General features: G+C 62.1%; 12 protein-coding genes and 1 tRNA gene. 10 read left to right on the top strand and 3 right to left on the bottom strand.

Features of this window, described 5'->3' with window-relative positions; all coding sequences use genetic code 11:
• The first annotated feature begins 3 nt into the window (after positions 1 to 3).
• The 3 genes from copD to SSKA14_RS16535 all read left to right on the top strand — a co-directional run bounded on the left by copD (position 4) and on the right by SSKA14_RS16535 (position 2,465).
• On the top strand, positions 4 to 930 hold the full coding sequence (gene copD, locus SSKA14_RS16525) for a copper homeostasis membrane protein CopD (RefSeq protein ID WP_003097522.1): 927 nt from the start codon (positions 4 to 6) through the stop codon (positions 928 to 930).
• 128 nt (positions 931 to 1,058) lie between these two features.
• Positions 1,059 to 1,343, top strand: coding sequence for a CopK family periplasmic copper-binding protein (locus tag SSKA14_RS16530; protein ID WP_003090336.1), 285 nt, complete (start codon positions 1,059 to 1,061; stop codon positions 1,341 to 1,343).
• A 231-nt stretch (positions 1,344 to 1,574) separates the two neighbouring features.
• Positions 1,575 to 2,465 carry a LysR family transcriptional regulator gene (locus tag SSKA14_RS16535; RefSeq protein WP_003097524.1) on the top strand — a complete coding sequence of 297 codons (891 nt, stop codon included), beginning with the start codon at positions 1,575 to 1,577 and terminating at the stop codon, positions 2,463 to 2,465.
• A 4-nt stretch (positions 2,466 to 2,469) separates the two neighbouring features.
• Here the strand turns inward: SSKA14_RS16535 and SSKA14_RS23550 are convergent, their stop codons facing one another.
• Positions 2,470 to 2,775 carry a helix-turn-helix transcriptional regulator gene (locus tag SSKA14_RS23550; RefSeq protein ID WP_003097526.1) on the bottom strand — a complete coding sequence of 102 codons (306 nt, stop codon included), beginning with the start codon at positions 2,773 to 2,775 and terminating at the stop codon, positions 2,470 to 2,472.
• 107 nt (positions 2,776 to 2,882) lie between these two features.
• Here SSKA14_RS23550 and SSKA14_RS16545 point away from each other — a divergent pair, with 107 nt between their 5' ends.
• From SSKA14_RS16545 to SSKA14_RS16565, 5 genes are all read left to right on the top strand, one after another.
• On the top strand, positions 2,883 to 3,524 hold the full coding sequence (locus SSKA14_RS16545) for a LysR substrate-binding domain-containing protein (protein ID WP_023657317.1): 642 nt from the start codon (positions 2,883 to 2,885) through the stop codon (positions 3,522 to 3,524).
• Positions 3,525 to 3,810: 286 nt separating this feature from the next.
• Positions 3,811 to 4,122 (top strand): hypothetical protein, encoded by a 312-nt coding sequence (locus SSKA14_RS16550; RefSeq protein ID WP_003109691.1) that lies wholly within the window; start codon positions 3,811 to 3,813, stop codon positions 4,120 to 4,122.
• A gap of 75 nt (positions 4,123 to 4,197) precedes the next feature.
• Positions 4,198 to 5,505, top strand: coding sequence for a TolC family protein (locus tag SSKA14_RS16555; RefSeq protein ID WP_003109690.1), 1,308 nt, complete (start codon positions 4,198 to 4,200; stop codon positions 5,503 to 5,505).
• Positions 5,506 to 5,520: 15 nt separating this feature from the next.
• Positions 5,521 to 7,038: an efflux RND transporter periplasmic adaptor subunit gene (locus SSKA14_RS16560; protein ID WP_003109689.1), complete on the top strand. Its 1,518-nt coding sequence runs from the start codon at positions 5,521 to 5,523 to the stop codon at positions 7,036 to 7,038.
• Positions 7,035 to 10,154 carry an efflux RND transporter permease subunit gene (locus SSKA14_RS16565; protein ID WP_003109688.1) on the top strand — a complete coding sequence of 1,040 codons (3,120 nt, stop codon included), beginning with the start codon at positions 7,035 to 7,037 and terminating at the stop codon, positions 10,152 to 10,154. Before SSKA14_RS16560 ends, SSKA14_RS16565 begins: the two co-directional genes overlap by 4 nt.
• Positions 10,155 to 10,341: 187 nt before the next feature.
• Here SSKA14_RS16565 and SSKA14_RS16570 read toward each other — a convergent pair whose 3' ends face one another.
• Both SSKA14_RS16570 and SSKA14_RS16575 read right to left on the bottom strand, forming a co-directional pair.
• Positions 10,342 to 12,276, bottom strand: coding sequence for an integrase arm-type DNA-binding domain-containing protein (locus tag SSKA14_RS16570; RefSeq protein ID WP_003109687.1), 1,935 nt, complete (start codon positions 12,274 to 12,276; stop codon positions 10,342 to 10,344).
• A gap of 227 nt (positions 12,277 to 12,503) precedes the next feature.
• Positions 12,504 to 12,579, bottom strand: a tRNA-Gly gene (locus SSKA14_RS16575).
• A 128-nt stretch (positions 12,580 to 12,707) separates the two neighbouring features.
• Here SSKA14_RS16575 and SSKA14_RS16580 point away from each other — a divergent pair.
• On the top strand, positions 12,708 to 13,109 hold the full coding sequence (locus SSKA14_RS16580; protein ID WP_008264702.1) for a hypothetical protein: 402 nt from the start codon (positions 12,708 to 12,710) through the stop codon (positions 13,107 to 13,109).
• Entirely contained in the window at positions 13,102 to 13,551 is a 450-nt protein-coding gene (locus tag SSKA14_RS16585; protein WP_008268047.1) for a hypothetical protein, read from the top strand. Before SSKA14_RS16580 ends, SSKA14_RS16585 begins: the two co-directional genes overlap by 8 nt.
• Positions 13,552 to 13,553 lie beyond the last annotated feature (2 nt).

The raw sequence follows: 13,553 nt of genomic DNA on the forward strand, positions 1-13,553 counted from the left end.
CCCATGGCCGGGGATTGGTTGACCATCGTCCTGCGCCTGGCGCTGTATCTGGACCTGGCGGCGGCGTTTGGCGTCGCCATGTTCGGTCTCTATGCTTTGGGCAACGACGAGCGATCCTCGACGATCTCGCGCCGCTATCGCGTCCTCATTGGCGCATCCGCTGCCATCGGCATTGCCCTGTCGATGTGGGGCATGACGGTCATGGCCAAGGCCATGTCCGGTGCCCAGAGCTACGCGGAGCTGTCAACGCACGTCTTCGACATGCTCATTACGGGCACGCACATGGGCATCGCCTGGTGCATTCGCATCCTCGCGCTGTTGGTGTGTGTGCTCGTCGCAATGTTGAAATTGAACGCTACCTTGCGATTTGCAGTGATGGCGCTCTCCACCGGCGTGGCGCTGGCGACCCTTGCGTGGGCAGGCCACGGCGCGATGGACGACGGCGTTCGCGGCTACATCCATCTTGCGTCGGATATCACGCACCTCTGGGCAGCGGGCGCTTGGGTGGGCGCATTGGTGGCGTTCTTGATGCTGGCATCCCACAAGCAGGATGTCGCGCAAGACCCGGTAGCGGTCCTCAGTCGGACGTCGAATGGCTTTGCTCGCATAGGTACAGCGATCGTGGCTGCACTCGTCGTGAGTGGAATTCTCAATTACCTGTTGATCGCCGGACCATCGTTTGATCCGCTCATCTCGACGCTGTATGGCCGGCTGCTGATGGTAAAGCTCTTGCTTTTCGCAGGCATGCTGGCGTTGGCTGCTGCCAATCGGTATCGGTTGAGCCCGAGCCTGGAGGCTGCTTTGAAGGCAGGCAATCGCGCACAGGCAGTCATCAAGCTTAGACAGAGTCTGTTCACGGAGGCGACCTTGGCCGTTTTGGTTCTGGCGAGCGTTGCATGGCTTGGCATCTTGTCTCCCACTGGAACCTAGTCCTTCATGGGCGGCAGATGACAGCACATGAATTGAATGTAATGCACGGGTAAGCGCTCTGTAGACCGCCTGCTTCTACATTTAACGACGCGGCGCAAGTTGTCGTCGTTTTTACAAAGGAGTCGATCATGAAATCGCAAATTGTCATTGCCGCCCTGTTGAGCGCTCTCTCCGTGCCAGCCTTCGCCGGTCATGCAGCAGCCCAAGCAGCCAAGGAAATGGTTCCCTTGGCTGACGGGGGAACGCTGTACATCTTCAAGGACGGAAAGATGGCACAGGAAAGCCGCTTCGGGCGCGCCGTCTATCTCAATGTCGGAGCTTCGGTGTCGACGAAGGATGGGCGCAACATCGCGATCACCAGCAATGAAGTCGCTCGCCTCGGGTCGCTGCTACAAAAAGAGCACGGCGGATGACGCCGCGGGTGTGCGGTGCTTTTCAAAGCTTCTGCACAGTGTGACAGAGACGCGCGCCCCGATTGGGCGCGCGCGCTTGGGACGCGTCACGAGCAACCACGAGCGCTCAAGGTGCCAGTTTTTGCGATGTCAAGCGCATCAACTTCCCTGAAATGGATCCAGCCTCCCCGTCCACCGTGATTCGTCCACGGGACATCTGGCGCGAATGAGAACTTGCGAGGAGCCCGATTTATGGAGTTGCGTCATCTACGATGCTTTGTCGTCTTGGCAGAGGAGTTGCATTTCACGCGGGCGGCCGAGAGGCTGCATATAGAGCAACCCCCCTTGTCTCGCGCGATCAAGGAATTGGAAGATGAGCTTGGGGTCACGCTGTTTGACCGCGACCGCAGGGGCACACGGCTGACCGTGGCGGGGGCGGCATTCTTGCAGGACACCCGCCGACTCTTCACTGTCCTGGAGCAAGCGCGTGAAAATGCCAGAGCCATTGCCGCGGGCCTGAGGGGCAGCCTGCGCATTGCAATTTCCGATGGTGCGATGGACCCACGACTATCGGCGTTCCTAGCTCGTTGCCGCGCGGAAGAGCCCGAGGTCGAGATACGTCTCTCCGAGGTACCGCTGACCGAGCAGATACGGGGCCTACGGTCTGGCGACTTCACGATCGGATTTGCACACGCGGCGGATGTTGGCGAAGGCATCGTGGCTGAACCGATCTGGCGAGACCCGATTGTGATCGCCGTGCCAGCGCGGCACTCGCTTCTTGCGCACAAGCAAGTTCCGCTGAACGAACTTCAGGGTCACCCACTGGTTCTGTGCGACAAACTGGCCTGCGAAGGCTACTGCCGAGAACTAAATCGGCTGCTACAGGTTCTGGAACACAGACTCAACGTTGTCGAAGAAGTGTCGTCGCTGGACATGATGCTAACGCTCGTCGGCGCAGGCTATGGGATTGGTTTCATGACGGCGACCAAGATTCCCATCAGCCAGAGGCCGGACGTGGTGATTCGCCCTCTGGCGCAGGACACGGCGGTAATCACAACCTATCTGCTTCGGCCAGAAAGCAGCAACTCATCGGTTTCGCTGGATCGCTTCATCGAACGTCTGCGAGGACCTCCGGATGACTAAAGCGTCAATGCCTATCTGAATCGTGCGCCGCGGCACGAAGATTGCGTTCGGCTGCGCTGACGAGTTCCGCAGCACTGAGCTTGAGTCCGGCGGCGATTCTTAAGATCAGAGCGAGAGTGGGCATGTGCTCCCCACGCTCTATTTTGCCCATGTGCGATCGCTCGATCCCTGCTTTCGCAGCCAGTTCTTCCTGAGCAACACCTTGCGTCAGGCGGGCGACACGAACGGCCGCTCCGAATGCCAACGCTGGCTCGGCGTCGAAAGTGGTAGTTCCTGGGGGACGGCCTCGTCGGACAGTTCGCTTCTCCATCCTTGGAAGCGTCGAACAGTCCAAACAATTTAACCACGTTAAGTTTAACTCAAACTAGCTATCATGAAGACTTTCCATCCTTGTCTTATCGCTTCTTGGGGCCTCTCATGCACGACGCCACCAGCCCACGCCCACAGCTCAGGCTCGCCATAGCGCCTGGTGTGGCCTCTTCGTACCTAGCTGCATTGCTTGCCCTGCAGCGCGCGGAGGAGCCCGAAGTTTCTATGGAATTTAATGAGGTTACGGCGAGCGATCTCATTACGGGCCTCTACAAACGGCGCTTCGACGTCGGCCTTTCTCTGAAGCAGGTGAGCGATTCTTCGCTGAAGAGTCTTTCTATTTGGTTCGAGGCGACAGCTCTTGCCACGCCGCTGCGATACCCACTGCTCCGGCAGCAGTCAATCAGAATAGACGAACTTAAGGAGCACTCCGTGTTTCGATGGAAGGCCGAATATTCTCCTTCGCTGGACCAGTACCTGTCCTCCATGTCATCAACGGAAAGGCCGAATGTCCAGCATGTCAGTTCTTTTGAGATGTTATTGCTCTGGGTCGCAGCTGGATATGGCGTAGGGATTTCCTCGCGATCACGCATCGAAACCGCTAGCCAGTGCGGAATCTGCACGCGCCCAATAGCCGATGGCCCCTACGAGGTCATTACGCACCTGCAGCGACTCTCGGGACAGACGAATCTTGTAGCTGATCGATTTGAGCTTAGAGCCTTGCGAGTTGCCGAGGCGCGTAAAGCATGACAACCACGTGCGGTGCCCGCCCTTGCCGGTGGATTTGCAGCGGGTGCCGGTTCGGGCCAAGGCGCCGTCCAGACGCATCAATTCATCCTGGAAACTGACCTTGATCAATTCAACTCCCTACAACTTCCAATAGTATGTCCGCATGATCGGCTTAAGGCGCCTTCTCGCAAGATGGAGCCGCTGGATTACCAGCGGCCTAGTCGTAACCTTGCTTTTCTCGCAGGTTGCGATGGCGATGTACGTCTGTCCCAAGCCAGACCCGAGGGCATCTGTGGAAACCACGCAAATGCGTGCCACGATCTCGATGCAGCAGGCTGACAAGTTGCCAATGTCGGATTGCACCGGCATGCCTGATTCCATGGACAGCGAAGCGCCACAGTTGTGCCACGCTCATTGCAGTGGCGATCGGGAGTCGGCGCTTTCATGGCAAGGGCTGGACATTCAGTTTCTCGCGGCGCACGTGATGTGGCTCGCCAACTCACTGCCCGGGTTGGTTCTCGACCGGGTAGCCCTCAGGCGGCACGTTACCTACATTCCTCCCGATCCCCGCGCAGGCTTTCCTCCGATCTACCTCACGTTTCAAGTCCTGCGGAATTGATTTACGCGTCCGTGCTCGCCGCGCACCGATGCGGCAGACCACGTGATCTCTTGAACACCAATTCCGAGGACAACCATGTTTACTCCCTTTTTTGGCGCCCCCGAGGGGCGCCCGTCGGCGTACGGCCGAGGCACAACGCCGGCCTCGATGCGATTGCATCGTCTGAAAGCTATCAGCATCGCGTTGGCGGGCAGTGCGCTTGTTTCGCCTGTAGCCTACGCCCTCGATTTTGCTGAGGCACGCCTTATCGCCGAGCAGCAGAGCCCGCGCATAAGCGCGCAGCAGTTGCAGGTCAACGTCGCCGAATCCGTGCAGAAGGCAGCAGGCTCGCTGCCCGACCCCAAGCTTTCGCTCGGCATCGAAAACTACCCCATCAGCGGCATGGATCGCTGGAGCATGACGCGCGAATCCATGACGATGCAGCGCCTGGCGCTCATGCAGGAAGTGCCTAATAGGGCCAAGCGCGACGCCCAGGTCGCCAGCGCACAGGCGCGTGTGGATCGAGAGCGCGCGGCGCTGGTTTTGCAGCGATTGCAGATCCGTCAGGAACTCAGCCTGGCGTGGATCGCCGCGCAGGCGGTGGAGCAACGGGAGATACTGCTGACGGAACTGCTCGCGGAGAACCAGCGCCTGCAAGACAGTCTCCCCGCTCGCGTCGCCGGCGGCACCGCCCAGGCTGGCGACTTGTTGGTCGCGCAACAGGAGGCGCTGACACTCACGGACCGCCGTGACGATCTACAGCGGGACCGGGTCAAGGCTAGGGCCGCGTTGCGGCGCTGGGTGGGCTCCAGGGCCGAGGAAGCACTGCAAGGCGATCCAGGCCCGCTCACTCGCCCCGTCGCGCAACTGCGCGCAGAACTGGCGAATCACGCGGAGCTTGAACTCTATCCGGCGATGCAAAGCATGGCCCGGGCCGAGTCCCGCGAAGCCCAATCAGAAACCCGCGGCGATTGGGCCTGGGAGATTGCCTATAGCCGGCGTGATCGCCGATGGGGCGACATGGTGTCATTCCAGGTGACATTCGATCTGCCATGGCAGAAGGATCGGCGCCAAGTGCCCATGATCGAGGCGAAACGGCACGAGTTGGAACGTCTGGACGCCGAACGCGAAGACGTGGCGCGGCGGCATTTGCAGGAGCTCGACGACAGCGCCGCCGAACTCCAAGCGTTGAACAGCCAGATCGACCGCCTGCAGACCGCCGGCTTGCAACTAGTACGGAACCGAGCGGCGCTTGCGTTGAGCAACTACCGATCCGCCAAGGGGGACCTGAGCGCTGTGCTCAGCGCACGCGCACAGGTGCTGGAGACGCGCATGCGTCTGATCGACCTCGGAGCGCAGCGCGACAGCCTCGTCGCCCGACTGAACAGCCTGATCGCGGACTGAGTGGAGACCCTCGCCATGAATACCTCTTCGAGAAACATCCTTGCCGGCTTGACGCTGGTTGCTGCCGGTATTGCCGTTGGATGGGCCGTCGCCCAATGGCGCGCCGGCCACCTCAGCGGCTCCCCCGCTGCCAACGTCACCGTTGCAAGCGCTCCGACCGAGCGCAAGGTGCTGTATTGGTACGACCCGATGGTGCCGACCCAGAAGTTCGACAAGCCCGGCAAGTCGCCCTACATGGACATGCCGTTGATGCCGAAGTACGCGGATGAAGACACGCAAGACAGCACGGGCCTCAGCGTGTCGGCGCAAGCGGTGCAAGCCCTAGGGCTGCGTACAGCCGAAGTCCTGCAAGGCAAGATCGGCGCAGATGTGAACGTCGTGGGCACCGTGCTGCTCAACGACCGCGACGTCAGCATCGTGCAGGCGCGGACCGCTGGCTTCGTCGAGCGTGTCTACGCGCGGGCTGCAGGCGACGTGATCGCAGCAGGGGCACCGCTGGCTGACCTTTTGCTGCCGGAGTGGATCGCCGCACAGCGCGAGTTTCTCTCGGTTCGCGCGATGGGTGACGCACCTTTGACCGCAGCTGCCCGCCAACGGCTGCTGCTGCTCGGCATGCCGCAAGCCCTGATCGCCCAAGTGGAGCGCACAGGCGAGCCCAAGGGGCTGTACACGGTCACAACACCTCAAGGCGGCCTGGTGGCCGAACTGATGGTGCGCCAGGGCATGACGGTTTCCGCCGGGGAAAGCCTGGCCCGGGTGAATGGCTTGGCCACGGTGTGGATCGAAGCGGCCGTCCCCGAAGCACAAAGCGGGCCATTGCAGGTCGGCCAAACGGCGCAGGTCCGGCTGGCGGCGTTTCCCGGTGAAGTGCTCCAGGCGCGCATCGTGAGCATCCTGCCCGAAGCCAACCGCGACACCCGTACGGTGAGAGTGCGGCTTGAAATGGCCAATCCCGACCAGCGCCTAAAAGCCGGCATGTCCGGCCAGATCGCGCTCAAAGGCAACGAACAGCCCGCGCTGCTTGTTCCCAGCGAGGCGGTCATCCGCACCGGCAAGCGCGCACTGGCCTATGTGGTCGATGGACCCGGCAAGTTCCATCCCGTGGAGGTCCAGGTGGGCGCGGAGGTAGGCGATCAGCTGGTGGTCAACGGCGGGCTCGCGGCGGGACAGCAGGTCGTGGCCTCGGCGCAGTTCCTGATCGACTCGGAAGCCAGCCTGCGGGGCGTGCTGCCTGCAGGTGCCGCGGCGTCCGCGTCTGCATCGGCGCACAACGGGCACGGCACCTCGTCGCCACCGGCCGCGGCAAACAACGCTTTCGTGGTGCGCGGCGTGATCGAGGAGATGTCGCCCACCGAACTGACGCTGGCGCACGAGGCCGTGCCGGCCCTCCAATGGCCGGCCATGACCATGGGCTTCGAGCTGAGCAGCCCGCACCTCGCCGCGGGTCTTTCGGTTCGGCAGCAGGTGCGATTCACCTTCTCTAAGCAAGGTGAAGACTACGTGATCACCGCCATTGAAAAGGTGCAGCCATGATCGCCAAACTGATTCGATGGTCGGTGGCCAATCGCTTCCTGGTGCTGCTGGCCACCGCCATGCTCACGGCATGGGGCGTGTGGGGCGTTCGCAGCACGCCCGTGGATGCGCTGCCGGACTTGTCAGACGTGCAGGTCATCATTCGCACCAACTACCCTGGACAGGCGCCGCAGATCGTCGAGAACCAGGTGACCTACCCGTTGGCCACCACCATGCTGTCGGTGCCAGGGGCCAAGACCGTGCGCGGCTTCTCGTTCTTTGGCGACTCGTTCGTCTATGTCTTGTTCGAGGACGGAACCGACCTGTACTGGGCCCGCTCACGGGTAATCGAATACCTGAACCAGGTCCAGGGCCGATTGCCCGCCACGGCGAAGCCGGCCCTGGGTCCGGACGCCACGGGCGTCGGCTGGATCTTCCAGTACGCGCTCGTGGATCGCACGGGCGAGAACGATCTGGCGCAACTGCGTGCGTTGCAGGACTGGTTCCTCAAGTTCGAACTCAAGAGCCTGCCCAACGTGGCCGAAGTAGCATCGGTGGGGGGCATGGTCAAGCAGTACCAGGTCGTGCTCGACCCGATCAAGCTGGCGTCCTATGGGCTCAGTCAGGCTCAAGTCCGCGATGCCCTGATGGGGGCCAACCAGGAGACCGGCGGCTCGGTCCTGGAATTGTCAGGCGCGGAGTACATGGTCCGCGCGAGCGGTTACCTCAAGACCCTGGACGAGTTCCGGGAGATCCCCTTGACGGCACGCGGCGGTGTGCCGGTGCGGCTGGGGGATGTGGCTACGCTCCAGATAGGCCCGGAGATGCGACGTGGCATTGCCGAACTCGACGGAGAAGGCGAGGTCGCCGGCGGCGTGGTGGTGCTGCGCTCCGGCAAGAATGCCCAGGAGACGATCGCTGCCGTCAAGGCCAAGCTGGCGGAGCTGCAGGGCAGCCTGCCGCCGGGCGTCGAGATCGTCACCACCTACGACCGCAGCGCGCTGATCGAGCGGGCCATTCGCAATCTCACGACCAAGCTGGGCGAAGAGTTTCTGGTGGTGGCGCTGGTCTGCGCACTGTTCCTTTGGCATCTTCGTTCTGCGCTGGTGGCCATCATCTCGCTACCTCTGGGCGTGATGACGGCGTTCCTGGTCATGCGCTACCAGGGCATCAACGCCAACATCATGTCGCTGGGAGGGATTGCCATTGCCGTGGGGGCGATGGTGGATGCAGCGGTGGTGATGATCGAGAACGCCCATAAGAAGCTGGAAGCTTGGCAGCACGCGCACCTGGATCAACGGCTGCAGGGCAAGGAACGGTGGGACGTGATCACACAGGCCGCGGAGGAAGTCGGTCCTGCGCTCTTCTTCTCGCTGCTCATCATCACGCTCTCGTTCATCCCGGTCTTCACCCTAGAAGCGCAGGAAGGCCGGCTGTTCGGCCCGCTGGCGTTCACCAAGACCTACGCGATGGCCGCGGCCGCAGGGCTGTCGGTGACGCTGATTCCCGTACTCATGGGCTACTGGATTCGCGGGCGTATCCCGGATGAGCAGAAGAACCCCATCACCCGCATCCTGATTGCAGCCTACCGGCCAGCCCTGGAGTGGGTACTGCGCCGGCCCAAGGCGACGCTGCTGATCGCCGTGCTGGCCTTGGCGACCACGGCCTGGCCCTTGGCGCGGCTTGGCGGTGAGTTTCTGCCGAGGTTGGACGAAGGGGACCTGCTCTACATGCCCTCGGCCCTGCCGGGACTCTCGGCGCAGCGCGCCACGGAGTTGCTGCAGCTGAGCAACCGCATGATCAAGACCGTACCTGAAGTGGACAAGGTGTTCGGCAAGGCAGGACGGGCCGAAACTGCGACCGATCCGGCGCCCCTGGAGATGTTCGAGACCACGGTGAAGCTCAAGCCCAGGGAACAATGGCGTCCAGGCATGACGCCCGAGAAGCTCGTGGAAGAGCTGGATCGTGCCGTGAAGATCCCGGGCCTGTCCAATATCTGGATTCCCCCTATCCGCAATCGCATCGACATGCTGGCTACCGGCATCAAGAGCCCGATCGGGGTGAAGGTGACCGGCAACGACCTGGGCGTGATCGATCGCATCGCTGCAGAGGTCGAGCAGGTCGCCAAGGGCATTCCCGGCGTGACGTCATCACTCGCGGAGCGCTTGACGGGCGGGCGCTACGTGGATGTTCAGATCGACCGCGTAGCCGCCGGTCGTTACGGCCTGAACATCGCCGATGTCCAGGCGGTCATCGCCGGCGCGGTGGGTGGCGAAAACGTCTCGGAAACGGTCGAGGGGCTTGCCCGCTTTCCGATCAATCTGCGCTACGCGCGAGAATGGCGTGATTCACCACAACGGCTGGCAGAACTCCCCATCTTCACGCCGATGGGTCAGCAGATCACGTTGGGGACCGTGGCACGCATCGCGATCACCGATGGGCCGCCCATGCTCAAGAGCGAGAACGCACGGCCCTCCGGTTGGGTCTATGTCGATGTGCGCGGCCGTGATCTAGCCTCGGTGGCCAACGAACTGCGCGATGCAATCGGGCAGCAGGTCAAGCTGGAGCCAGGTGTGAGCATCACCTACTCCGGGCAGTTCGAATACATGGAGCGGGCCAATGCACGCCTGAAGGTTGTAGTGCCTGCCACCCTGTTGATCATCTTCGTTCTGTTGTACCTGACCTTCGCGCGTGTGGACGAAGCGGGCTTGATCATGGCGACTTTGCCCTTCGCGCTCACGGGGGGCATCTGGTTCCTGTACCTGCTGAATTACAACCTGTCCATCGCCACCGGCGTGGGATTCATCGCGCTGGCAGGTGTGGCGGCGGAGTTCGGCGTAGTGATGCTCATTTATCTGAAGCAGGCCTTGGCGGAACGTTGCCCCGATAGACGCGAACCGACGCGAGAAGAACTGCTCGATGCGATCCGGGAAGGGGCGGTGCTGCGCGTGCGCCCAAAAGCGATGACCGTTGCGGTCATCCTGGCGGGCCTGGTACCCATTGTTTGGAGCAGCGGCACGGGCTCTGAAGTCATGAGCCGCATAGCAGCCCCGATGCTCGGCGGGATGGTGACCGCACCGTTGCTGTCGCTGTTCGTGATTCCGGCTGCCTACCTGCTGATGCGTAAGCCACGCTAACGTTGCAACGCGGCAGGGTCTCATAACCAAGGCCCTGCCGTTTCCGGTGCGGCCTATTGGCACCCCAAGTAAATAACCATTCGACACATGCGCTTTAGCCGGCGTAAGAACTGATCTTGATGCTATACGCTCGCTGCGCATCTCACTTCCGACGGCCAAAGCATCCTTCTTTGGCCGTAGGCCAGAGTCAGGCACATTCGAGCATCGCAGCGTCATTTATCAACCGTTGAATGCTCTGCCGAGCCTCCACTGGAATACCTTGCGCAGACGAAACAGGTCCGGGCCTATGTGGCTGCTGCTGGGTACCCATGATGACCCGCACGACCATGCCCAAATTTCCGGGTGTCACGATGTCGATGGCCGCGCGATCACCCAGATCCGGGTGTAGGCGGGTCAGCATCCGGTACAGGTCCCACGAATCCGCGTGCGGACACTGGTTCATAAGCACCTGGGCCAGTTTGTGCTTGAGCGGCACCAGTTGCCAGTCGGGCACACGTTGCCCGCGATTGCCTAAGCTGATGGACAGCAGTTTGCCCGCCTTCAGCTCGCGGTTTATCTGGTCCTTGGACTTCCCGGCAAGCTTGCCGAACAGCGGGACCGGCAAACTGCTCGGCGATTCGTAGATGGCGAGCATTTCCTCGCGCTCGCGCTGGATGGCGGATACTTCCGGCGCCGGCGCATGCGTCGGGGGCGGTGGCACCTGCGACAGCCGCTGGAAGGTGATTCCCGCGTCGTTTGGCGTCACGACAATGGGGGTGACCACCACGGGCGGAACCGAAGCCGCAGAAGTGCCTGCAACGATGGCGTCGGGGTTGTCCTCCCCTGCGATGGCTGGCACGCCCTCGATATGGATGGTGAGGTGGGCGCTGGCCGCTTCGACCTGGCCCTGTTCGAGCAGGTCGAGGCGATCTGCCCAGTCCTGCATCATCCGACGACGCGGCTCGACATACTTGGCGTGGTTGTAGGCCGAACTCACCTTGTTCGGATCAGAGTGCGAAAGCTGCGCGTCCACCCAAATCTTGGGATAGCCGATCTCGTTGAGCGCCGTCGAGATGGTTCCGCGGATGCCGTGCCCGGTCAGTTGATCCTCGTAACCCATTCGTTTCAAAGCGGCGTTGAGGGTGTTCTCGCTGATGCGCTTTTTGAGTTCGCTGCGGTGCGTGAGCAGATGGACCTGGGCCTGCCTCATCACACCCAACAGGTAGCGCACGATCTCGATGGCCTGGACGGAGAGCGGCACTATATAGGGCGGCACGTCCTGCGGGCGCTTGCCGGCCTTGCGCATCTCGTCCTGGAGTTGCTTGACGATCTGCGGCGGGATGATCCACAGGCCACGGTCGAGATCGAACTGGTCCGGGGTCGCCAGCCGCAGTTCGCCGGTACGCACGCCGGTCAGGAACAGCAGCCGGATGCCGAGCTGGGTCTGCCAACCACGAGGGTTGTAGAGCCTGAGCTTGCGCAGGAACTCGGGAAGCTGCGGAAGATGCAGGTAGGGGTTGTGGTTCACTGGGGGCTTGGGCTCGGCCACCACGTCCAGGTCAGAGGCGGGATTGGCTTCCAGCCCCTCCACAATGACGAGGGCATAGCGGAACAGTTGCCCCAGCCAGGTGCGGACCTTCTCGGCAGTGGTGAACGCCTTGCGCTCCTCGATCCTCGTCAGGACGCCCAGAAGCTGGGGCCGGCGAATGTCGTAGATCGACATCTGCTTCAGGCTGGGCAGCACGTCTTTGTTGAAGATCCGCAGGATCTGCGACAGCGTGCTGTTCCTGCCTTCCTTGATTTCCTTGCGGCGATGCTCGACCCACGCATCGAAGACCGCCTTGAAGGTGTAGTCGGCCGCCAGCTTGACCGCGTGTCGCTTCTGTTTGCGATCGGTATGGGGGTTGATGCCCTTGGCCAGGAGCGTGCGGGCTTCGTCGCGCAAGGCGCGCGCTTCGCGCAGTCCGATCTCGGGGTAGTTCCCGAGGGAGATGCGCTTTTGCTTACCGAGCCAGTAGTAGCGCAAGTGCCAGGACTTGCCGCCAGTGGGGGCAACCACCAAGCCGAGGCCATCGGTATCGGGGATGCTGTAGGTTTTTTCGGCAGCCTTGGCTTGCCGCACGGTCAGATCAGAGAGTGCCATCATCAAGCTCCTAAGTCTTGGACTTAGGCCCGATGCTGCTTGTCATCCCGATCCAACCCCAGCAACAACCCGGAACCGGCACCACCCGCATTCTTTGGCCTTGTTTTTGGCCTCAAAAACGCTGGCTGTCAGTGGATTTCCGTGGCTTTCGCTGGAATGAAAAAAGGAGCCGAAGCTCCTCTTTTCAACGACTTACAGACGTCAGTGGAAGTCTGTAGATCATAAATTGGAGCGGGAAACGAGACTCGAACTCGCGACCTCAACCTTGGCAAGGTTGCGCTCTACCAACTGAGCTATTCCCGCAGATTCTTCGACCTGCGTCGAAGGAGCACTATTGTGTCCAAATTCCTTCACGCCGTCAACAGTCTTCACACGCTGCGGTCACGGGCGTCCGCGCTGGGGTACGCTGCCCCGCCCAGTTGCCTTCGGCCATGTTCCTTCGCGGCAAGCCCCTGTTGATCGCCCTGCTGCTGCACCTGCTGGTGGCACTGCTGTACTGGACGCTGATTCCGCTGGGGATGAACGCCTATCGCGACCATTTCGGATTCACCTCCCATCGCGACATCGGCCTGGGCATCGCCCAGTTCCACCTGTTCTGGATGTTCCTTGCCGCCCAGCCATTGATCGCAGCGCTGCGGCCGCTGTTCGCGAAGCTGCTGATGCTGGCGATCCCGCTGGCGTTCGCGACCTGGACGCTGATGCACAACCACCCGCTGCGCCTGTTGTACTTCACCATCGGGCCCGGCCTGCTGGCGCTGGCCGCCATCGCGGCGAGCCTGCGCTGTTCGTCGCTCGGAACCTCACGCCCCACCACGGACATCGCCGATGCCTAGACGCTACGCCCGCCTGTTCTGGCTGTTGGTCTCGCTCACCTGGCTGGCGCTGATCGCCGCGCTGGTCAATGCCGGCTTCACCCCGGACTACTGGCTGCTGCATCACCTCGAAGGCATCGAGCCGCGCTACCCCACCAGCAGCGTCATCGTGTTCGCGCTGCTGGGAACGGTGGAGCTGGTGGTAGCCGCACTCATCGTGCGGCCCTGGAAACTGAAGCGGCTTTGGCTGCGCCTGCTGATCGCCTTCGCCCTGCTGCTGGCGTGGTCGGTACCGTGGATGCTGTCGGCCATGTACCAGCCACCGGTGCACGGCATGCATCTGCTGTGGTTGCTGCTGCTCGACGTGGGACTGCTGCTGGCACTGTGCGGGGTATCAGCAGTGAGTGCCTGGCGGGCGCTCAGGCACCGCGCGGGAGACGGCCCGGCCCCGCTGCAACGCTAGGG

The sequence above is a fragment of the Stenotrophomonas sp. SKA14 genome, from assembly GCF_000158575.1.
Classification (GTDB): domain Bacteria; phylum Pseudomonadota; class Gammaproteobacteria; order Xanthomonadales; family Xanthomonadaceae; genus Stenotrophomonas; species Stenotrophomonas forensis.